We start from the raw sequence: 23,075 nt of genomic DNA, 5'->3' as shown, positions 1-23,075 counted from the left end.
AAATGAAAACATACACATTTGCTATTGTCGGTTGTGGAAAACTGGCTCATATTATTGTTGACGCCTCATTAAAAGGATTGCTACCAAACTTCAAACTGGTTGGATGCTTCTCAAGATCTTTTGAAAAAGCAGTTGAAATTGCAAATAAAGTAGAGCGTAGCGAAACCGGATATATTTGTAAACCCTGCCAAAGTTTTGAAGAAATTCAGCAACTTAAACCTGATTATATTGTCGAGACGGCTTCTCCAACCGCATTTCGTGAAATAGCGATTCCAGCTTTAAAAAATGGATCATCATTAGTTACTTTATCTATTGGGGCACTTGCTGATGCGGATTTCTACAAATTGGTTCAGGAAACTGCTTTAGAAAATAACACTCGTGTGCATTTAGCTTCAGGAGCTATTGGTGGTTTTGACGTGATGAGAACTGTTGCACTAATGGAAGATTGTGAGGTTACTTTTCGAACTGAAAAAGGCCCAAATTCTTTAAAAAATACAAGTGTTTATGATGATTCTTTGCAAACGGTGAAGCGCGAAGTGTTTACGGGAGATGCAAAAGAAGCTATCGCTCTTTTCCCAACGCGCGTTAATGTTGCGGTTGCTGCTTCATTAGCGTCAGTGGGCCCTGAAAACGTAAAAGTTTCTATAAACTCTGTGCCAGATTTTATAGGTGATGATCACCGTATCGAAATAAAGAGCGAACATATTCACGCCGTAATAGATATTTACAGCAAAAACGCGCAAATTGCAGGTTGGAGCGTTGTAAATACACTTCGGAACATTGTTTCACCTATTGCTTTTTAGAAAATGCAGTTAAATTAGCCAATACTTTTTCGCTTAAGCGTACAAATGCTTGTTGCGTTCTACCAGATGATATTTGCATACAATTGACATTTGTATATTTTAGTAAACTTTCAATTCCTAAAGCTCCTAATGTATCTGTGTAAACGAGATTATCATCCTGAATCCAACTTTCAAAAGCTGTCAAATCCCAAGCGGGAGAAAGTCCAGTATTGAATAAGATTTTGCTATTTCCCAAAGCTTTAAATTCAGCTTCATGCAATAAGACAGTATTTTTATTCAAACAACAAATGATAACTTCGTTTTCAGCCAGTAATTGTTGTAAAGGTAAAAAAGAATAGCCTTTCGTTTTAGCGTCTTCTTTTTCGCTGCGAGCGAAATAGGAGATTTCTGCACCAAAAAATCGAAGTGCATCAGCAACCATTCCTCCCGATTTTCCTAAACCTACAATACCCACTTTTAAGCCAGTAATTTCCCTTGGAACAATACTCCAAGCTTTCCTTGGTTTTCCGTCAGAGGTAGTTCCAAAACCATGTAAACAGCGTACTAATTCGCTGACTACATATTCAACGACACCTTCGTCTCCATAATCAAGTACACCTTTAACTGTAATACCTCGAGAATTAGCATAGTTAATGTCGACGTTAGCGCTTTCTGGCGTGTACAACGAGCAACACATTCCAATATACTTGAGATTCGGACATTGTTCTAAAATTTCTTTTCCCAATGTACTTCTAAAACTTAATAAAACCGCATCTGCATCACCAATTCGTGCGACAATTTCGGCTGAATCTGCAGGTTGGTTTTCATGCAAAATGACAATCTCTGCAAAAGATTCTAATTCTTTATTTGCCGAAGGGATCAACTCTAACGGCTCTATTCCAACAAGTTTCTTGAACATCATTATCATGTTTGTAAAATATAAATAAAATATAACTTTGGTTTATAAATACGCAGTTGTATTTACAATTCTTAGTGTATAAAAAAAAGGCCTATTCGGCCTTTTTAAAACGATCAATTCCTTCTCTTAACCATCCTTTATAAGATTCAATGTTTGAATTGTAGCTCTCTGGTTTATCAGAAAGCATATTACCATCCGTATCTAATATTATATAATAGGGTTGCGCATTGGCTTTAAATTTAGTGATTTGGAAATCACTCCATTTATTTCCTATACTTGTAATTTCTTTACCAGTTTCTTTAGAAACGTATTGTTCGTTTTTAGGTAAATCTTTTTTATCATCTACATATAAAGAAATCAAAACTACCTCACCTTGTAAGATCTTAAGAATTTCAGTATCAGACCAAACGTAATCTTCCATTTTTCTACAGTTAACACAAGCAAAACCTGTAAAGTCAAGTAAGATTGGTTTGTTAATCGATTTTGCGTAAGCAACTCCTTTATCGTAATCGTCAAAAGCAACTAAGTCGTGAGGTCCTAAATGTGCTCCTTCTGGCAGCACTTGCGCTGTTGCAGCTGAACCTCCTTTTGAACCTCCCACTCCATAAGGACTTTCACTATAAGTCATTGGTGGTGGAAAACCTGAGATCACTTTTAATGGTGCTCCCCAAAGTCCTGGAATTAAATAAATAGTAAATGCTAAAACCACTAATCCAAATGATAATCTTCCTACAGATATATGTGGCATCGGACTATCGTGTGGCAATGTAATTTTTCCAAATAAATAGAACGCTAATGTTCCGAAAATCGCAATCCAAATCGCTAGAAAAACTTCTCTTTCTAAGAAATGCAATTGTAAAACTAAATCAGCATTCGATAAAAATTTGAAAGCTAAAGCTAATTCTAAAAATCCTAAAACTACTTTAACTGTATTCAACCATCCACCTGATTTAGGTAATGAGTTTAACCAACCTGGGAACATTGCAAACAACATAAATGGTAAGGCTAGAGCCAATGAGAATCCAAACATACCTACAATAGGTGCAATTCCACCTTTGGAAGCTGCTTCAACTAATAGTGTTCCTACAATAGGTCCTGTACATGAAAAAGATACAATTGCTAAAGCTAAAGCCATGAATAGAATTCCTATTATTCCTCCTCTATCTGCTTGACTATCTACTTTATTCGCCCATGAATTAGGCAACATAATTTCAAATGCGCCTAAGAACGAAGCAGCAAACGTTACTAAAATTATAAAGAAAATCACGTTGAACCATACATTCGTAGATAAGGCATTTAACGCATCAGCACCAAAAATCCAAGTTACTACAAGTCCTAAAATAAGATAAATCCCTATTATTGAAATTCCGTAAATAATGGCGTTACGAATTCCTTTCGCTTTTGTTTTACTTTGTTTTGTAAAAAAACTAACAGTCATAGGAATCATTGGGAACACACAAGGTGTAAGCAATGCGGCAAATCCTGAAAGAAAAGCGATAAAGAAAATAGACCATAATCCTTTCTTTTCTGATTTTTTATCATCCAAAACTGGAACTTTTTCAGTTGTCACTACTGCAGAATTTTTCACTTCTGAACCTTGAGCAACTGTATCAACTACTGCAGTATCTGGTGGAACTACAGTTGTAATATCTGCTGGAACAACTACAATACTTTTTGCAGAAGCAGGAATTTTAAAAGTGAAATTTTTCTCTACGTTGATGCAAACCTCTTTACAAACTTGGTAATTAAAATCGACTTTAATTTCAGTCAAATTTGGATTCGTGATCGAAATCTCTTGTCGAACTTGTCCTTTCTTCTCAAAGAACTTTTCATTGACTTCGAATATATCATTGTAAGCAGTTCGAGTTTTGCTTTCTACTGCCTTTCCAACTAAATTAAAATTCCCTTTTTGATTTTTAAAAGTGATTTCTAATGGAAGCGGTCCACCATCTGGAGTGGTTTGAGAGTATAAATGCCAATCGTTTTCTATAACCGTATCAAATATCAAAACGTAATTAGTATCCGATTTTTTTTCGATTTTCGTAGTCCATTTTGCAGGATCTAAAATCTGTGCATTTACATTGGCAAAAGCCACAAAAGCAATAAGTAAAAATAATATTTTCTTCATTAGTCCAATTCTATTTTAATTATATTCTTAGTTGTATTTTTAATTTTAAACCGTTCATCCTGACGTAAACCAATTACCCAAACAATGTTGTCATTTGAACATAAAAGCCAAATTTTTTCTTTTTCGAGCAAGGATAATTTTTCGTCTTTGAAAAACTTACTTAACTTTTTTGACTTACCATCCATTCCAAAAGGTTGAAATTGATCACCTTCATTCCACCGTCGTAAAACAAGTGGATAATCCAATTTATCAGAATCTACAAATATAGTTTTATTTGAAACGATAGTCATCTCAGCTGCTGACGAAAAAGTCATATTTAAGGGAACATTAACTACTTTCTGGTCTGCGGTGATTAAAAACTCTTCTTTTTCATTTACGTAATAGAAAGGACTTAAGATTAAAGTTTCACGATCTTTTAACAATCTATATTCTGGTGCGTATACAAATTTCCCTGACTGACTGTTAACCAAGTCATAGATATCTTCCCAAGCTGAAAATCCAAATTCATTCAACCATTGATATAAATAAGACTTGTAATTTGGAAGTTTTAAAAGCTTTTTTAAATCAAAAGTTATTTTATCTTCTTCTTGACTCGCTACCTGTTGATAAACCATTATTGTCGCATCTTCAACCATATCTTTTGCATCTTGTAAATAGGTTTGTGTTGTGGTAAACGAAGACAGAAAATTAGGATTTAGTTCTTTTAACATAGGAACAAGATGATGCCTAATTTTATTCCGAAGGTATTTATCTGAAGCATTGCTGCTATCCTCACGCCATTGAACATTGTGCAATTCAGCATAATCTGCCAATTCTTTCTGGCTGAACGCCAAAAGTGGACGAACTACTTTCTCATTTTGTTCGGGTATCCCCGTTAATCCATCTAAGCCCGTTCCACGTGATAAATTTATCAAAAAAGTCTCCAAATTATCATCAGCATGATGCGCTGTCAAAATATAATCGTAATCTTCTGTTTCTGCTAATTCGTAAAACCAATTGTAACGCAATTCGCGTGCTGCAACTTGCGTAGAAACTTTGTAATCCTCTGCAAAAGCAGTTGTATCAAATTGAGTTATAAAAACTGGTATTTCATTTTCAGTAGCGTAATCTTTAACAAAATTTTGATCACTAAAACTATCCACTCCACGCAATTGAAAATTGCAATGGGCAATTGCTATTTTGTAGTCTAATTGCTGAAATAAGGAAAGCATAACCATACTGTCAATACCGCCACTTGTGGCAAGCAATAGTTTTTTACCAGTTAAAAACTGAAAATTATGACTCAAATGATTTTGGAATTTTTGTAACATTTTCAAATTTAATTGATTTTATTTAAAATGATGAATTGTGAATGTAATCTCAACAACTAATCTCTTGTACACAATTAAGGAGATTAAGTTTAGTTGAATTTTTATTTTTGAAAAAAATGCACTTTGATTTCAGCAATTCTAAAAAAATCACACTATGTATTTCTATTTTTACAGAGATTTGTGGAATAATCACGCACCATGGTTTGTGTTAATTCGTGTCTACTTTTCAAGGTGTTTTATTTAACCTACTAACACTTCTCGCATTGCTTTTGCTTTAAGCAAACATTCTTCATACTCTTTTTCTGGAACAGATTGCGATGTAATCGCACTTCCTACAGAAAACGAAACATATTTTTTTTCTTGGTTATATAAAATACTACGAATAACTACGTTAAAATCGAAATCACCATTTGGTGTAAAATAACCTACAGCACCGCTATACAATCCACGTTTAGTTTCTTCGAGCTCTTCAATAATTTTCATAGCCTCAATCTTCGGAGCACCAGTCATACTTCCCATCGGAAAAGTAGTTTTGATCACATCAACTGCAGCGTACTGCGCATCCAACTTAGAAGTTATAGTAGTAATCATTTGGTGTACTTGCAAAAAGGAATAAATACCACACAACTCTGTAACCTTTACGCTTCCTTTTTGTGCTGTTTTTGATAAATCGTTACGTACAAGATCAGTAATCATGATATTTTCAGAACGTTCTTTAGGATCTGAAATTAAGTCATTTTTAGATTTTTCATCTTCGATCGAATCTGAGTACCGTTTTGATGTTCCCTTTATGGGCTGCGAAATTATACTTTCTCCTTCTTTTCTTAAATAACGCTCTGGCGTGGCAGAAAGTAAAAAATGTTTATTGTTCTTAAAAAAAACAGCAAATGGCGGTTTTGATATTTCGTTAAGCTTTAAGAACTTTTCGGTAGGATTAATACATGCATTTTCAGCAAAAAACTCCATACAGAAGTTAGCTTCATAAATATCTCCTCGATGAATGTGTTCTAAAACTTTTGAAACCTTGGTAAGATAATCTTCTTTGGCAATTCGTTGCTGAATAAGAAGTTTTTCATCTGATACATCTTGGAAATCATCACCCGAACATATTTCTTCAAAATCCTCCTCGACCTCATCGTCACAAAAATTAAGATATTGAATTTCGACATCATTACCCTTTAAAAAAAAGAGTTTCTTAGGTTGGAAGAAAAATAAATCGGGAAAATCTAATCCGTCATAATTTTTAGAAACTAAAACTTCAGTATTGTTTTTTAAATCATACGACAGATAACCAAAAAGCCAATCTTTGGTAATTTGTTGGTACTGTTTTAAATCATCAAAAGCGTTGTTAAAATCTGTTTTAATCGAGGTAAAAGCATCAAGTGCAATTATGCAGTCGTAGCTTGAATATTCTTGAGGATAATCATTGCTATCTAAATAAATGATTTCGCGAAATTGCTGTGACCAAGTCAATAACTGTTTCTTAAACAGTTTTGAATTACCGATCGATTTATGTATTGAGGTTCTCAAAAATAATTATGTTTAAAATTCAAAATTACGATAAAAATCAAACCTTAGATTACTGATTCGATCAAAAAAATATAATTAGAATGCGATTCTGTTTAGAAGGCAAGTGATAACATGCAAATATTTTATTCCGTTTACTAATTATAATGAATCAATGACCTCTTTCATTAGCTGAACACTTTTCAACTTCAAATCGTGGTCATAAATTGGGCTCGTCATCATCAATTCGTTCACTTTAGTATAATCTATAAATTGTCTAAGCTCTGCTTCTACCTTGCTTTTACTACCGATAAACGAACAAGCAGTCATTTGCTTTACATGAAAATGTTCTTCTTCTGACATAATTCCATCCAAAGAATTAACAGCCGGTTGCAAAGGTTTCCTGTCATTGCGAATTAAATTTAGAAACATCATTGTCAAACTAGTGGAAAGGATTTCTGCTTCCTCATCAGTATCTGCTACGACAGCATTTACACAGGCCATTGTTTTCGGTTTATCTAAATACTTTGAAGGTTCAAAATTTTCGCGATAAAATTGGAAAGCTTGGTACATTTGTTTCGGTGCAAAATGACCAGCAAAAGCATACGGTAATCCATTGGCTGCAGCCAAAGCCGCACTATCCATACTCGAACCTAAAATCCAAATAGGGACATTCGTCCCTTCAGCAGGAAACGCTCTCACATTTGCAGCAGCATTATCTGCGGAGAAAAAATCTTGTAATGAAGCTACGTTTTGCGGAAAACGTTGCGATTGCTCGTAAAAATCTTTTCTAATTGCTTGTGCCGTCAATCCGTCAGTCCCAGGTGCTCGTCCTAAGCCTAAGTCAATACGATTAGGATATAAAATCTCAAGTGTCCCAAATTGTTCCGCTACAATTAGTGGCGCGTGATTAGGTAACATAATACCACCAGAACCAACGCGAATAGTTTTAGTCTGACTGGCAATGTAACCAATAAGAACAACGGTCGCAGTACTGGCCACATGAGCCATATTATGGTGTTCAGCTAACCAAAATCTTTTATAACCTAAGTTGTCTGCTAATTGTGCAAGCGCTTTGGTTTTTTCAAATGTTTGCTTGGCGTCACTATCTTGGGTAATTATTGCTAACTCTAAAATCGATATGGGAATATTCTTTTTCATTATCATTTCTTATTTGGTACAAAATTACGCTTTTAGAATCAGCCTTGAAATTAAGTGGTGTTAAGAGATTTGTAATGTTTGTGTATACAAATGAGATCTTTTGCATTTATAAAAAAGCTAGTTGAATTCTGCAAGTCAATTCCTTTCAAAGTCAAGTTAGTCAAGTCTTAATAAAAGACAATTAAATTATTGTTTTTGACGCTTGAAACCTTCTAGAATCGGCATAAAAAAAACCTGCAATTATAAAGTGCAGGCTTAGTTTTTATTTTATTAAAGTAATTTATTTACCATCTACATAATCTTGTAAATAGCTAAATCTTTCAGTCAATTTTCCTTTTTCAGTAATTTTGGCTCTATTAAGAATTCCATCTTTATCATCGTTAAAAAAGGCGGGGATTACATGCTCTAAAAACATTTCCCCAAATCCTTCACTAGCATCTTTAGGCAATTCACAAGGCAAATTATCTACTGCCATAACAACAATTGCTGCAGGATGAAAAACGTCTACTTCTATATTCTCTTCCGGCAAATATCCATATAAAGGTTCTGCAATAGTCGAAGACCTCAACGTACATGCAATGGGACCATTTACATCACAGGAGACGTCAGCAACGACTTTTATTTTACAGTCATTAGCTTTAAGCATTTCTCTTGTAAGTATAACTGGAGCATCATTACCATAAAAATGGCCGGTAATATAAATATCAGTTACTTTAGTAAACTTCTCAAAGTCAGAATCATATTCTTTTGGGTTTTGATAAAAATCAGTGAAGTCTAAAACCTGACCATCTTTGCGCTTATTATATTCTAATACGTCAATTTGAGTATATACAGCTTGCGTGTAATTCTTAGTTAAATAATTTTCTACAGAAACTTCTTTAATTTTAATGGCATCTAAAACTTCCTTAGCTCCGTTACCAACTTTTCCAGTACCTGTAATTACAAATTTTAAAGGTGGTAGCACAATTCGCTTTAAATGACTTATTAAAGCTTCTTTACCCGCTAATGTCTCCGCTTTTGGCAATTTAAACAATTCAAATTTGATTCCGAATGCGCGAATACCGTTATAAGCTCCCACAATTCCTGCATATCTCCCGAAACCTATTAGTCTGCGGTTCTCAGCGTCAACGATTGTTTCATAGTCATATAAATCAATGTTTTTCTCTAAAACAGCTTTTAATAAATTTCTATTATACGGCTGTTTTTTTATTGTATGTGAAAAGAAGAAATAGGATTTATTAGCAATTAAATTTTCTATTGGAACCTCTTTTACACCAAATAAAATATCGCAATCACTAACATCATCAACCACGTCAATACCTAAATTTATATATTGAGCATCTTCAAATATTCTAATATCTGAAGTTTCTACTTTCACACTAACTTGTTGGTATTTCTGCTTTAAAAGTGTTAATTCGTTTGGAGAAAATATAACTCTTCTATCAGGTGGATTTTTTCTTTCTTTAATAATTCCAAATTTCATGGTATCAAGGGCTTTAAAATTAATGTAATATAACTTTATAGTATTCGTTTGTTACAAATATAACATTATATACTAAATACTATTTATTTTCTAAATAAAATTGATGGATTGCAATCTATTACCCGCTGACTGACAAAATGATACAGAAAAACCGTAACAAATCTACTGATAAAATAGTGTTAAGGTTTAAAAAAACAACGAATCAAAAGGCATTGATTCTATATATTTGCTTTTCTAGCACTACAAAAATGAATTTCATAAAAAAAACAAATATACTACATATATCGCTCCTCTTTTTAGTTTTTAGTTCTTGCGCACAAGACAAAAAGAAAGTTGAATTGAGTGATAGCGAACTTCCAAAGAGTACAATGCCTAAAATGAAGCCTTTAGGAAAATCACAGAATAAACTAACGGCAGATTACATTGAAGCAAAAAAACAGGAAATTGATTCTTTTTACAAAAAAAATTGGCCTAATAATAGCGCAAATGGAGGTTTTTTAGTCGCAAAAGACGGCCAAATTATCTATGAGAAATATGAAGGATACTCTAATTTTAGAGCTAAAACTTTAATTACCAAGTCAACTCCAATACATGTTGCTTCAGTAGGTAAAGTGATTACAGCTACAGCGATTCTAAAATTAATTAACGCTAAAAAAATAGAATTAGATCAGAAAGTCAATACCATTTTAAAAGATTTTCCTTATCCGGAAGTGACTATAAAAACGTTATTGAATCATAGAAGTGGAATGCGTAACTACGCCTATTTTACAGACCGTGATAAAACTGTGTGGAATCGACGTGATATTTTAACCAATCAGGATATTTTGAATATCATGGCTACAAAGAATATCGGGCTTGAGTTCAAAACGGATACTCGCTTCAGCTATTGTAACACTAATTATGCTATGCTCGCTTTAGTCATTGAAAAAATTACAAAGCTGCCATACGAAACAGCAATGAAGCAAATTATTTTTGAGCCTTTAGGAATGAAAAACACGTACGTATTCAATTATAAAAGAGATAAAGACACCGCTGTTACCTCCTATAAAGCGAATAAAGTGGAAATAGGCACAGATTATTTAGATGCGGTTTATGGAGATAAGAACATCTATTCTACGCCTAGAGATTTGTTGAAATTTGATAGAGCTAGAAACAGCCCTAATTTTTTAACACCGGAGTTGAATGCGATGGTGTACACTCCCTATAGTAATGAACGAAAAGGAACCAAAAATTACGGACTTGGTATTCGAATGGTAAACTGGGAAACAGGACAAAATTTCTACTTCCATAACGGATGGTGGCATGGAAATACGTCATCTTATATAACGTTGCCAAAAGAAGGTGTAACTATTATCGCTCTTTCGAATAAATTTACAAGAAAAACCTATGATATTAGAAAATTAGCACCATTGTTTGGCGATTATCCGTTCAAATTAAAAGACGAATAAAAAGGAATGGTTTTTGAAATACTAATTATTAATTACAGTTTAAAAGCTTATATTTGCACACTCAAAATTTGCATTTCAGTTTTGAAATAAAAAAGGGGTCGACTGGTTTTGACAGCAAGTCGAATTGATTAGTAAGCACGTCGAGCATTGAGACCTTGCTCGTAAATCCAAGATCTTACAATTTTACACGGCGAAAATAACTACGCTTTAGCTGCATAATCCGAATTATAGTACGATTAAGCCACGTTCCTATCAGATAGGAAAGCTGGATTCTCCTTGAAAGCCTTGGTTTGTGGCGGTCAATTTAGGGGAACCGTAAAAATAAACCTAGATTTCCATAAGCTTCGGGTGGATTTCGAAATTAAGAAGATAAGTAGCGTGTGGCTGTTTCTGGCCTAGCACACTATCGAAAACTCAATCAGAAAATAAACGTGTAGAAAGCTTTTTAGTTGCTTGTTTGGACCCGAGTTCGATTCTCGGCGACTCCACAAAAAAGGGATGATTTTAGAATCATCCCTTTTTTTTTATCTTATGATTAGTAAACTTTCCTTTAATTTCTAAACACTTGATTAAATTCCTTTTATTTATCAAACTAGAAATCGCACAGAATTAAATATTTTTTTATTCCCTCTTAAGTATCCTATTTAGTTTAACCGTTCTTTGAGTTGGCCACAAAGAAACCTTTTCATTTTTAATTCGAATGGAATTGCTTCGCAACCACATACTTCACCTTTCCTTCGTAAATTAAATGAAAAACGAATGCTATTTTGAATCCATTTAAATCAAAACATCTTACAAGGAGTGATAGTTTTTAGAAAAGTAGCAACTTCAAAGCATACTTAAAATGCTGTAACAATCATCAAAAATGATGTAACCGTCACTTTAACATCAATTCCTACATTTACATTATTGATATGGTTTACTTATAAACTGTAAAAAAATAAATGAATGTCGTCTAATAAACGAACTCAATTAATCTAATTTATTTAAATCTTAAGAATTAACCTTTAAATTATTTATTATGACAGAAATTAAAATTGAAAAGAAAAAGTCGATTTTCCCATGGATATTATTGGCACTTGGTATTATAGCTGCAATTTGGTTCCTATTTTTTAGAAATCAAGAAGTAGTAGAACCTATGGAAACGGAAACAACAAGAGAAAACACTCAAGTACCAGAAAGTAATGGCGCAGTTAATGCATACTTAATGTTTATTGAAGATACGGAGGCTGATATGGGTTTAGATCACGAATATACCAATGATGCATTAATGAAACTTACAAATGCAGTTGAAGCTAAGGCGAGTGAAACAAATTTTGACGTTTCAGATAATATTATGAAGGCAAAGCAGATTGCTGAAGAAATTACCAAAGATCCAATGTCTAAAGATCACGCTAATAAAATTAGAAGTGCCGCCGATATCTTAAGCTCGTCAATGCATAATATGCAGAAAGAAAAATTCTCTAATTTAACTGCTGAAGGAAATGCTGTTAAAACTGCTGCTGAATCTATTGACCCAGCGACTTTAACATTAGATCAAAAAGATGCTGTAAAATCGTTTTTTAGAACGTCAGCAGAATTATTAAAGAAAATGAATTAATATAATTACTAAAAATTAATATTATGAAAAACGAAAATAAAGATTTATATTATTTGCACGAATTATCTGATTATAAAGTAGCTGATAATTATGCTGATGTACGTGATTGGCAAGTAGTAGATTCAGATGGAAGATTTATTGGAAAAGTAGATAGTCTACTAGTTAGTAAGCAAGCGGAACGCGTTGTTTACTTAGATGTCGAAGTCGATAGCGCTGTCATTGAAGAAGGTCACGAAACGTATAGCAAACCTACAAGTGAAGGCATACACGAGTTTTTAAATGCAGATGGTGAAAACCATTTAATTATTCCAATTGGTGTTGTAACGCTTGATGAGAGTTTGTCAAAAGTTCATTGCAATGGAATCAGTTATTCTATGTTTGCAAAAACTAAAAGATTCAAAAAAGGAACTGAAATAAATCGCTCTTATGAATTAATGGTTTTACCAAATACGCAAAATGAAAAAGGAAATGATGTAGCAAATCAGACAGATAGTTCATTTTATAATCGTCAGGAGTTTTTCCCTCGTAAAATAAATGAAGAATAAATTTCAACAATTCTAGTTTTATAATGAGTTAGAGTAAAATTTTAATTCATCAGTAGTAAAGCCCTTGCAATGATTAGTAAGGGCTTTACTTTTTAAATATTTTATCGTACCTATCGACATTTATGATTTAATGCGAGAATAGAAAACTCTTTAATCGCACTTAAATCTTTGAAGAGTTTAATTATTATCGGTAAGAAATATTTCATCAACTACAGCAACCATCTCTACTATAATTATAAAAGTAAGTAAGACTTATTGTTCCAATAAAAAACCCATCAAAAACTATCTAATTAGTTTTTAATGGGTTTTAATAAAATTTTGTCAATCAATTAGACTATTTCTTGTTCATCAAAAATTTTCGAATTTGAAAATCTTCGATAATTATTTAATCACAATTAAGCTCCTCGCCGATTTCGTTTTATAGTTTTTATTAAGTTGAACTGGAAGAATGTTTTCCTTACAGTCATTAGTATTACTCTCTTTTAAATTTGATAAGGAGAAATGATAATGCTCGTCCGTTTTTACCTTGAATAACTTATTCCCTTTCGCTCTAGAGGTATACGTCTCAATAAGCAATCTAGCTGATAGATAACAAAGTGTTGATTCTGCACCTTGATTTAAATTTACATTCTCTTTCTCTAGGCCATCATAGCAACCTCCGGTAATAGGATTGTACATAATATGACTTAAATGATTATCTCCTAAAAACCAGTTAAACGCTTTTTTTAAATATTTTTTATACTCTGATTTGCCTAATGCTCTATAAAATATATCTAAAGCATGCATCATATAACTTGCTTCTATCGGCTGCTCACCGTAATTATGAGGAATAGCTCCTTTTTCATGCCAACCATTATTACTAATAATTTTGAATCGGCCATCTATGAACATTTTCGAAATTAAAAAATCCATGGATTCTACTGCTATCTCTTTTGTACGTTCTTCTCCCGTAATAAGAAAAGACAATAACAAAGCTTCTGGAAGAATACTATTAGCATACGTTAATTTATCTTCAAACCAATTCCAGTTTGCAGAACTTGTATGTTCATACATTGCTTGTAACTTGTGCGAAAGAAATATAATTTTATTTTTTAAATTCTCTGTCGGTACAACATTATAAGCATGATAAAAACCTTTAATCGCAAAACCAATCGCTCGAGGAGAATGCATCTCACTAACACAGTTCATAGCCAAGTTTAAAGATGAATTTGCTTTGTGTGTCATGTCGTATGGAATAGTTTTTCCACTTAATCTTAAAAAATACCCCAAAGCCCAAATCGCCCGACCATTGGAGTCATCCAGGTTTTCATTGCTGTTACGATCTTCAACAGTATTGTTTTTATCTACATAATTTATAAATGTTCCATTTTCCAACTGACACCTACTAATAAAATTAAGATAAGTATTCATATAAGGAATATCAGAACGATCTCCACTTAACTGATAATGTTTGCAGATAGTTATTAATGCTCTAGCGTTATCATCTAAAGTATAGCCTGAATCTAAATCAGGTTCTGATATCTTTGAAAATTGAATCATACCCATTTCGGTAGTCATCGTTTTCTGATGATCCATTTTTATTTTTGGATATGAAATTTTTATGTCGCTAAGTCCTTCTGCAATTTTTTGATACACGTTGATATGTTTAATAGCAGTGTTCTCCCAAGAAGTCTTAGTAGTTTTTGCATAAGCATTTATGGACATTGCATCTCTTAAACTTGAATCACTTAATAATTTCAAAGTTGCATCTGCAAATTGTTCGACATTTTGAATATCAGCTAAAATACCAACATCAGAAGTCAAACTTTCCATTGTATGAGGAATTTTACTAGCAACAATTGGGCAAGAACAACTCATTGCGTAAGAGAATGTTCCGCTAACCGCCTGATTTGGATCCTTAGATGTAAATAAATACACATCAGTAGCTTTTAAATAATCTAAAAGCTGATTCACCTCGAGATATTCATTCACAAATCGAACATTGTTTTCTAAATTTAATTCTGCTACTATTGCTTCGAGAGAATTTCTATAAACGTCTACGTTATTGACAATAGTATTGGGATGCGTTTTTCCTAAAATTAAATAGAGAACATTTGGAAATTTTTCTACAATTTTTGGAAGCGCTCTCAAACCAGTTTCGATACTTTTTCCTTCACCAAGTAATCCAAAAGTTGAAAGAACGATTCTATCTTCAAAATCAAATTTTTTCTTAGCTTTCTCAGTAGTCTCATAGTCTACCAAGTGTGTTCCATGAGGGACTAATGCGATATCATTCTCTTCGATATTGTAACCCTCTATTAGTATGCTTTTTGATTTATTAGTCATTACAAAAATCGCTTTCGAATAACTGCAAAGCAATTGTACAACTGCCTTTAAATCAGGCTTAGGATTAGGAAGCACAGTATGAAAAGTGTATGCTACTGGTTTTTTTAACTCCTTCAAAAAATCTAAAATATAATCTCCGTACTGACCACCAAACAAACCAAACTCATGCTGAATGTGCACTAATTTAACATCAGGATCACTATTTATTTGAGAAGCAACTTTTACATAAGCTTCTTTTTCCTTAGAAGGCAAATGATATGTAGATGAAGCGCTTGCCTCACCAGAAATAGTTATTTCGCAAACTTCACTAATTATACTTTTCCCATAAATTTTATTAATTGCATTAATAGTATCCTCCGTAAAAGTGGCTATACCACAATGCGTAGGAGGAAAAGTAGAAAGAAAAACTATTTTTGAATTTTTTGAGAGCGTTTTCATCTGTATTGGAAAATTATATTAATACGGTACTTCTATTTACATCGTCTAATATTAGATTACTATCTAAATCAGTTGGATATTGTAAAAATTGATTGATGCTTGTTTTATTGCTGTGTGACTGATTCCCCTTAATTAATAGAGACGTAAGCTTTTTGTACATGCCCGAACGGATGGAAAGGACATGCGCCATTACAGCTACTTCAGCAACCTGACACCCGTGTTCTTCGTTTAATCAAACATCGAATCAATTTTATTATCATATTTTAAAACAATAAATATGTAGTCAAATCTTTTTTTATTTTTATTTCTAAATCAATAAAAATAAATTAAAAAAATTGTTTTTAAATGTATTGTAAAGCTATAAATAGTTCACTGATTGCTAGTTATACAATTATTTCAAATCCTTATACTATTTACATATTTGTCTTAAACAAAACTTAAAAAGAATGAAAATTGTAACATGGGAATAATTTTATACTATTTTTTTGTAGCTTTGAGTTAGTACCATTTATAAGTTGCTATTAAATAGTAAATGATTTAGAGTAATAGTAATTAATACTAATTCAGTAATGCTATCTAACTCTTTAAAAAAGTGTGAATGAATTAATAATTTTTTATAGACTTAAGCATAAGTTGTAATACATAAGGCATCAATTAACTTAAAAAAATTGCAAGGTGATTTGCAATAGAAAAGTTCTTAGTAGTTATTTCTAATAAATTTAATAAAACAAAAGTTCGCATCATTCAAGCGAAAAACAATCACCGAAATTGTAATAAACCCCAATCATATTATTAATTAAAATACATTTTATGCGAGTTCCCGTAATAAGAAAAAATACAGTTTTTTATCCAGATGCTAAAAGAGTAGTTGCGAGATATTTTATGAATGGTGATGAACGTACGCAAAATTTAGTGAGTCGCATTATGATGTTAGATGAAAAGCAAGTCGCAGTAAGTCTAGAACATACGTTAAGGGAATTTGCGAGAAGACATCGAAACATTTCTAAAATATTTTTCTCCCATTGTGAAAAAATAAGAGGTATTATCGAAGGAATGCAGATTAACTATAACGAATTGACTGATGAACGTAAAATGTTAATTGGTTCCTATTGCACTATGGAGTACGCAATAGAATCGGCAGCATTTTTTAATCCTTCAATTGTCGAGGATTTGGACCAATCTGATTTAGAAGAAGGTGAAACGCGAGTAATAATTTCTTTCCGGGCAACCGGTGAAGGGCATATTTCTTCCATCGTTTTTAGAAGGGGAATTTTAGACAAGAATAACGATCTCCGAGTAATGAAAATTGGAAATCATATAGATAAGGCTGAAATCCAACACAAAACTTTGTATAACAAAGAACGTTTTCTCAACAAGCTTGTTGAAATGAATATTCCTCAAAAATATTCACACGACATTATGCAAAATTTGCCTGAGGAATTTGAATACTCAGTTTTACATGATTTACTAAATAATGCACTAAGAGATCCATTAATTGGTCATAATAGAAAAACTGCGCTAGAAGAAATAATTTGGTTATCAGATTCTTTTTATGACATCCAATTCAAGCACGATTCTGATTTAACGGAACGCGTTATTTTTCCAGTATCAGATTCAGAAAGTCGCGGTATAGAGGATGCACGTTTCGTTCGTTTTACAGATGATGACAACACAGTAAAAGTAATGGCAACGTATACTGCATACAATGGCCACGTAATTTTACCTAAACTTATTTCTACTGAAGACTTTTACTCTTTTAGAGTAATGCCGCTTTATGGAACAGGAGCTAAAAATAAAAACTTAGCATTATTTCCTCGAAAAATTAAAGGGAAATACGCAATGCTTTCGCGAATTGATGGTGTCAATAATTATTTGATGTATTCGGATAGACCAACACAATGGAATAATCCTGTATTACTTCAAGAGCCCAAATACTGCTGGGAATTTACGCAAATTGGAAACTGTGGTTCACCACTATGGACTACTGAAGGTTGGCTAGTTATCACGCACGGTGTCGGTGCTATGAGACGATATTGCATAGGTGCCTCACTATTTGACTTGGATAATCCTTCAATTGAAATTGGGCGTCTTAAAGAGCCTTTATTATCTCCTCTTGAAGATGAGCGCGAAGGATATGTTCCTAATGTTGTTTACTCTTGTGGATCAATTATTCACAACAATAACCTTATCTTACCTTATGCAGTATCAGACTATTCCTCGACTTACGGAGTTGTTGAACTTGCCGAATTGCTAACAGCTTTAAAGAATAGTAAGTAAGATTTTATAGAAGTTACATTGACCCAATTTTATTTTATAAACTTTAATTCAGCGAAACTGCTGGAAAGCTCTATTTTCTAAAGAAATATATAAAAGAAAGAAACCGTCATTTGATGGTTTTTTTTATCTACATTTGTTAACCGAATGGTTAAACCATATAATTAAATCATATGACTAAGGAGAAATCAGAAAATACGGAAATAGAAATACTTAATGCTGCTAAAGAAATATTTCAGCAAAAAGGAATGGATGGTGCTAGAATGCAAGAAATTGCAGATAAAGCCAAAATTAATAAAGCCCTCCTACACTATTACTATCGAAGTAAACAACTCCTTTTTGAAGCCGTATTTAAAAATGCATTTTCCCTACTCGCTCCTCAGCTTAATAGCGTGCTTAATGATGACAGCGATTTATTCGAAAAAATAAGGAACTTTACTAATAGTTATATTTCGTTTGTTATTAAGCATCCGTATTTACCCAATTTTGTTATTCAAGAATTAAATAAAAATCCAGAATTCGTTTTAAAATTACGGGAGCAAAAAAACTTTCCCACCATTGATACTTTTAAAACTCAGGTAAACGACGCAATTAAAAATGGAGTTATTAAACCTATAGAAGCGGAACAATTATTTATTAATATAATTTCAATGAATGTTTTTCCTTTTATAGGTAAACCGTTATTAATGGCTTTAACTAATACAGATAAAAAAGAATATGATCGAATAGTACAGAAACGCAAAACTGAAGTGGCAACATTTATAATTGACGCGATAAAAATTTAGAAGATGAAAAAGAAGTTAATAATAGTATTTCTATTTCTGCTACCACTGCTTTCGAGCTCACAAAACATCTTGACTTTGCAGGACTGCTATACAATGGCGGCAAAAAATTATCCAATAGCAAAGCAAACAACTCTATTAGATCAAAAATCAAAATTTGAAACAGAGAGTATAAGCAAAGGAAAACTTCCAAAAATTGACCTTAATGCGCAAGCCACGTATCAATCTGATGTTATAGGTTTTCCTTTGTCGATGCCTAATTTAACTCCGATAAATAAAGATCAGTACAGAGCCACATTAGATATCAATCAATTAATTTATAATGGTGGAATCATTGATGCAAATTCAAAACTAAAAGAGTCACAAATTAAAACACAACAGCAACAAATTGAGATCACGCTCTATCAATTGAAAAGCCGAATCAATCAATATTACTTTGCTGTTTTACTACTTCAAGAAAAAAAGTCGTTATTAATTTCGAAAAATGAATTGCTATTATCGAAAGTTAAAGAAGTAAAATCAGGAGTGAAATTTGGTGCTATTCTCCCTGCGTCTGAATTAATCTTAGAAGCGGAAACGTTAAAGATCAAACAGCAATTAACGGAAATAAAGTTTGAAAATGAAAAGATGATAAAAAACCTTTCTGAGCTAACTTTTTCAAATATAGATTTACAAACAACATTTGTACAACCACAAATTTCTGCGACTACCAGTAACAATATTAGACCGGAGCTTGAATTTTTCGAATTACAAAATGAACAATTAGAATTTTCGAAAAATTCAATAGCGAAATCAGTTCTGCCAAGAATAAACGCATTCGGTCAAGCAGGTTATGGAAATCCAGGTTTAAACATGTTGGATAATACGTTTCAACCTTTTTATGTAGTAGGATTAAAAGCAAATTGGAATGTTTTTGATTGGGGAAAAAACAAAACGGATCAAAAAGTTATTCAAATCGCTAAAGAAATTGTCCTGTCAGAGAGAGAAACATTCGAATTAAATACAAAAATGCAATTACAAGAAATGCAATCAGAAATTAATAAAACTATTGAATTACTTAAAACGGATGAGGAAGTAATTGAAGTTCGAGAAAAAATAGTCAAATCAGCAAATGCTCAGATGAAAAATGGAGTAATTACCACATCAGAATACCTTACGGAATTAACTAATTTATTCGAGGCAAAAAGTTTTCTGAAAACACATGAAGTACAATTGGCTGCAGCCAAATCAAACTTTGAACTCATTAAAGGAAATTAAGAAAGTAGCAAATACATATTTATAAATGAAAAATATCAGTTTAATAATAGCACTCGCAATAGGATTATTTTCCTGTAGCAAAAATAGTGAAAAAGCGGATGGTTACGGCAATTTTGAAGCCACAGAAGTTACAGTTTCTGCGGAAGCGAATGGGAAAATAGAGTTTCTTGACATCCAAGAAGGCGATCTCGTAGAAGCAAAAAAACAAGTTGGTTTAATTGATACCATCCAACTTCATTTAACAAAGCAGCAATTACTTGCTTCCAAAAATACAGTCTCATCAAAATCAGCAAATGTGTTATCTCAAAAAAGTGTTCTGCTACAACAACTTAAAACTGTAAAATTAGAGAAAGAGAGAATAAGAGGCATGTATGATGAGAACGCTGCGACGAAGCGTCAAGTTGATGAGATAGATGGAAAAGTAGCTGTAATTGAGGCTCAGGTAAATGCTGTTGGCACTCAAAATGCGCCAATAATTAGCGATTTAAAATCTATCGATGTCCAAATTGAGAAAATAAACGACCAAATTCAAAAGAGTAAAATTATAAATCCAATTCCGGGCACCATATTGTCCAAATACGCTGAATCTGGCGAAGTAACCGCTTTTGGAAAACCATTATATAAAATTGCCAACATTTCAGACATGACTTTGCGCATATTTGTTAGCGAAACTCAGCTACCGCAAATAAAAATAGGGCAAGAAGTAGCAATAAAAATTGATGCAGTAAATGAAATGAAATCTTTTAAAGGAACTATTTCTTGGATTGCGTCACAAGCAGAATTTACGCCTAAAATTATACAAACTAAAGAAGAAAGAATAAATTTAGTTTACGCCGTCAAGGTCAAAGTAAAAAATGATGGAAGCCTAAAAATAGGAATGCCAGCTGAAATGTGGATCAAATAAAAAAGACAAATAATAAAATTTAATATCATGAAAAAAACAATCGTATTACTATCAATCTTCGCATTATTCAGTTGTAAATCAGTTCCTGTAGAGCCTGTAAGAACAATGAATTTAAAAGATTTGCATACGGAACAGAAAGACGTACAAACTGCGCTTCTATTTGCTCCATCAGAAAATAAAGTGATGTCTCTACAAATAGAAAAAGGAAAGCAATTAGCAGAACATGTAACTAAAGTTCCAGCACTTTTAGTTTGTGTATCAGGGAGCGGTAACTACGGAGATGAAAGCGGCAGAAAATTGTCATTAAAATCAGGTGATTACGTAAAAATTGAGCCAAATATTAAGCACTGGGTGGATGCGTATGAAAACAGCAATTTTCTATTGATAAAGTAATGAGTATTATAGTTCATAACATATCAAAATCATACAAAGCTGTTAAAGCCATTGATGCTGTTTCTTTCAACGTGGAAGAAGGAGAATTATTTGGTTTAATAGGTCCTGACGGAGCAGGAAAAACAACTATTTTCCGCATATTAACCACGCTCTTAATTGCAAATGAAGGAAATGCCTCCGTCTCTGGTTTTGATGTTGCAAAGGACTTTAAATCAATTAGAAATTCTGTAGGCTACATGCCTGGCAAATTTTCTCTATATCAAGATTTGACAGTTGAAGAAAATCTAACTTTTTTCGCTACTATTTTTGGAACAACTATCGACGCAAATTACGACTTGATAAAAGATATTTACGTTCAAATAGAACCATTTAAAAATCGAAGAGCTGGAGCATTGTCAGGTGGAATGAAGCAAAAATTAGCTTTATGCTGTGCATTAATTCATGCTCCAAGAGTATTGTTCCTCGACGAACCTACAACTGGAGTGGATCCTATTTCTAGAAAAGAATTTTGGGAGATGTTAAAGCGATTACAGCAAAAAGGAATTACTATTTTAGTATCAACGCCTTATATGGATGAGACGTCGCTTTGTGATCGAATTGCCTTGATTCAAAATGGAAAAATTTTAAAAATAGATTCGCCTGAGAATATTATAAAAAATTACGAAAAAATTATTTATGATGTTTCCACAAGAAATACGCATTCATTAATACATGATTTAAAAAATTATGCTAGTCATTATAGTGTTTACGCTTTTGGAGAATACATTCATTATATAGATAAGAATAGTGATTTTGACAGTACTAATCTCAGGAAATATCTGGAAGATAAAAATCATACCGAAATAGAGATTAAAAAGGCGAATATTACGATCGAAGATGTATTTATGGATTTGTAATTGTAAATCAAAATTTCATAAAATTGTTATTTACTGAGTATGAATAATCAAGAAATAAAACCGCAATCAGAATTTAGTTCTCGCGTTATCGATGACGCAAAAGAGAAAATTATCTCTGTTCAAAATTTGACTAAAAAATTTGGTGACTTTGCCGCAGTCGATGCTATCTCTTTTGATGTTTACAAAGGTGAAATATTTGGCTTTTTAGGAGCGAATGGCGCCGGGAAAACAACAGCAATGAAAATGCTGATTGGAATTTCAATTCCCACTGCAGGAGAAGCTCAAGTTGCAGGATTTGATGTTTTGACTAATGCTGAAATGGTTAAAAAAAATATTGGCTACATGAGTCAAAAATTTTCATTGTATGATGATTTAACCGTTAAAGAAAATATTGTTTTTTTTGGAGGAATCTATGGACTATCTCGAGCAGAAATTAAAATTAAAACTGCAGCACTTGTCAAGGAATTACAAATAGAAGCCATCATAAATAACTTGGTCGGCTCCTTGCCTTTGGGTTGGAAACAAAAACTATCTTTTTCTGTTGCATTGCTGCACGAACCTAAAATAGTTTTTTTAGATGAGCCTACAGGAGGGGTTGATCCTATAACTAGGAGACAATTTTGGGAAATGATTTACACTCAAGCTTATAAAGGAACTACGATTTTTGTAACAACACATTATATGGATGAAGCCGAATATTGTGATAGAGTTTCGATAATGGTAGCAGGAAAAATTGAAGCATTAGACACACCAAAGAATTTAAAGAAGCAGTTTAATGTAGAAACAATGAACGATGTGTTTTTGAAATTAGCTAGAAATATAGAATAGCAGTATACCGAAAGTCGAACAGCCGATAATTAAGATTTAAAAAATAAAATTTGCGGATTAGCAGCACTAAAAAACAGGTAATAATCTTTAGAATCT

18 protein-coding genes and 1 other RNA gene are annotated in these 23,075 nt (G+C 32.7%); 12 read left to right on the top strand and 7 right to left on the bottom strand.

Going from position 1 to position 23,075, the window contains the following annotated elements; translation table 11 throughout:
* Window positions 1-2: 2 nt before the first annotated feature.
* Window positions 3-803, top strand: coding sequence for an aspartate dehydrogenase domain-containing protein (locus BC961_RS13975; protein WP_121926483.1), 801 nt, complete (start codon window positions 3-5; stop codon window positions 801-803).
* On the opposite strand, the gene BC961_RS13970 is transcribed toward BC961_RS13975, so the two are convergent.
* From BC961_RS13970 to BC961_RS13945, 6 genes are all read right to left on the bottom strand, one after another.
* Window positions 790-1,704, bottom strand: a complete 915-nt coding sequence (locus BC961_RS13970) for an NAD(P)-dependent oxidoreductase (protein ID WP_245980962.1) — start codon at window positions 1,702-1,704, stop codon at window positions 790-792. The two genes, BC961_RS13975 and BC961_RS13970, sit on opposite strands and share 14 nt — an antisense overlap.
* A gap of 88 nt (window positions 1,705-1,792) precedes the next feature.
* On the bottom strand, window positions 1,793-3,829 hold the full coding sequence (locus BC961_RS13965) for a protein-disulfide reductase DsbD family protein (protein WP_121926481.1): 2,037 nt from the start codon (window positions 3,827-3,829) through the stop codon (window positions 1,793-1,795).
* On the bottom strand, window positions 3,829-5,139 hold the full coding sequence (gene tilS, locus BC961_RS13960) for a tRNA lysidine(34) synthetase TilS (RefSeq protein ID WP_121926480.1): 1,311 nt from the start codon (window positions 5,137-5,139) through the stop codon (window positions 3,829-3,831). Before tilS ends, BC961_RS13965 begins: the two co-directional genes overlap by 1 nt.
* 240 nt (window positions 5,140-5,379) lie before the next feature.
* On the bottom strand, window positions 5,380-6,669 hold the full coding sequence (locus tag BC961_RS13955; protein WP_121926479.1) for an anthranilate synthase component I family protein: 1,290 nt from the start codon (window positions 6,667-6,669) through the stop codon (window positions 5,380-5,382).
* A 138-nt stretch (window positions 6,670-6,807) separates the two neighbouring features.
* A complete protein-coding gene (locus tag BC961_RS13950; RefSeq protein WP_121926478.1) occupies window positions 6,808-7,806 on the bottom strand; it encodes an LLM class flavin-dependent oxidoreductase in 999 nt (332 codons plus the stop codon).
* A gap of 280 nt (window positions 7,807-8,086) precedes the next feature.
* A complete protein-coding gene (locus BC961_RS13945; protein ID WP_121926477.1) occupies window positions 8,087-9,289 on the bottom strand; it encodes an NAD(P)-dependent oxidoreductase in 1,203 nt (400 codons plus the stop codon).
* 248 nt (window positions 9,290-9,537) lie between these two features.
* On the opposite strand from BC961_RS13945, the gene BC961_RS13940 reads away from it, so the two are divergent.
* The 4 genes from BC961_RS13940 to BC961_RS13925 all read left to right on the top strand — a co-directional run bounded on the left by BC961_RS13940 (window position 9,538) and on the right by BC961_RS13925 (window position 12,882).
* Window positions 9,538-10,737: a serine hydrolase domain-containing protein gene (locus tag BC961_RS13940; RefSeq protein ID WP_121926476.1), complete on the top strand. Its 1,200-nt coding sequence runs from the start codon at window positions 9,538-9,540 to the stop codon at window positions 10,735-10,737.
* A 94-nt stretch (window positions 10,738-10,831) separates the two neighbouring features.
* Window positions 10,832-11,228: a transfer-messenger RNA gene (gene ssrA / locus BC961_RS13935) on the top strand.
* A gap of 530 nt (window positions 11,229-11,758) precedes the next feature.
* Complete coding sequence (locus BC961_RS13930; protein WP_121926475.1) at window positions 11,759-12,337, top strand: hypothetical protein; 579 nt, start codon at window positions 11,759-11,761, stop codon at window positions 12,335-12,337.
* Window positions 12,338-12,360: 23 nt separating this feature from the next.
* Window positions 12,361-12,882 carry a PRC-barrel domain-containing protein gene (locus BC961_RS13925; protein WP_121926474.1) on the top strand — a complete coding sequence of 174 codons (522 nt, stop codon included), beginning with the start codon at window positions 12,361-12,363 and terminating at the stop codon, window positions 12,880-12,882.
* A gap of 381 nt (window positions 12,883-13,263) precedes the next feature.
* Here BC961_RS13925 and BC961_RS13920 read toward each other — a convergent pair whose 3' ends face one another.
* On the bottom strand, window positions 13,264-15,645 hold the full coding sequence (locus tag BC961_RS13920) for a glycosyltransferase (RefSeq protein WP_121926473.1): 2,382 nt from the start codon (window positions 15,643-15,645) through the stop codon (window positions 13,264-13,266).
* A gap of 810 nt (window positions 15,646-16,455) precedes the next feature.
* Here BC961_RS13920 and BC961_RS13915 point away from each other — a divergent pair.
* The 7 genes from BC961_RS13915 (at window position 16,456) to BC961_RS13885 (ending at window position 22,979) form a co-directional block, all read left to right on the top strand.
* Window positions 16,456-17,922 carry a glycoside hydrolase family 130 protein gene (locus tag BC961_RS13915; RefSeq protein ID WP_121926472.1) on the top strand — a complete coding sequence of 489 codons (1,467 nt, stop codon included), beginning with the start codon at window positions 16,456-16,458 and terminating at the stop codon, window positions 17,920-17,922.
* A 170-nt stretch (window positions 17,923-18,092) separates the two neighbouring features.
* The gene (locus BC961_RS13910) at window positions 18,093-18,704 is read left to right on the top strand and encodes a TetR/AcrR family transcriptional regulator (RefSeq protein WP_121926471.1); all 612 of its coding nucleotides are present in this window, start codon (window positions 18,093-18,095) and stop codon (window positions 18,702-18,704) included.
* 3 nt (window positions 18,705-18,707) lie between these two features.
* Window positions 18,708-19,958, top strand: a complete 1,251-nt coding sequence (locus BC961_RS13905; protein WP_121926470.1) for a TolC family protein — start codon at window positions 18,708-18,710, stop codon at window positions 19,956-19,958.
* A gap of 25 nt (window positions 19,959-19,983) precedes the next feature.
* Window positions 19,984-20,862 (top strand): HlyD family secretion protein, encoded by an 879-nt coding sequence (locus tag BC961_RS13900; protein WP_121926469.1) that lies wholly within the window; start codon window positions 19,984-19,986, stop codon window positions 20,860-20,862.
* Between the two features lie 27 nt (window positions 20,863-20,889).
* Window positions 20,890-21,255, top strand: a complete 366-nt coding sequence (locus BC961_RS13895; protein WP_245980958.1) for a cupin domain-containing protein — start codon at window positions 20,890-20,892, stop codon at window positions 21,253-21,255.
* On the top strand, window positions 21,255-22,151 hold the full coding sequence (locus tag BC961_RS13890) for an ABC transporter ATP-binding protein (RefSeq protein WP_121926468.1): 897 nt from the start codon (window positions 21,255-21,257) through the stop codon (window positions 22,149-22,151). The genes BC961_RS13895 and BC961_RS13890 overlap by 1 nt, the downstream gene beginning before the upstream one ends.
* A gap of 39 nt (window positions 22,152-22,190) precedes the next feature.
* Complete coding sequence (locus BC961_RS13885) at window positions 22,191-22,979, top strand: ABC transporter ATP-binding protein (protein ID WP_121926467.1); 789 nt, start codon at window positions 22,191-22,193, stop codon at window positions 22,977-22,979.
* Window positions 22,980-23,075: the final 96 nt, after the last annotated feature.

Source organism: Flavobacterium weaverense (genome assembly GCF_003688495.1).
Lineage (GTDB): Bacteria > Bacteroidota > Bacteroidia > Flavobacteriales > Flavobacteriaceae > Flavobacterium > Flavobacterium weaverense.
This window is presented reverse-complemented; position numbering and strand designations above follow the sequence as displayed.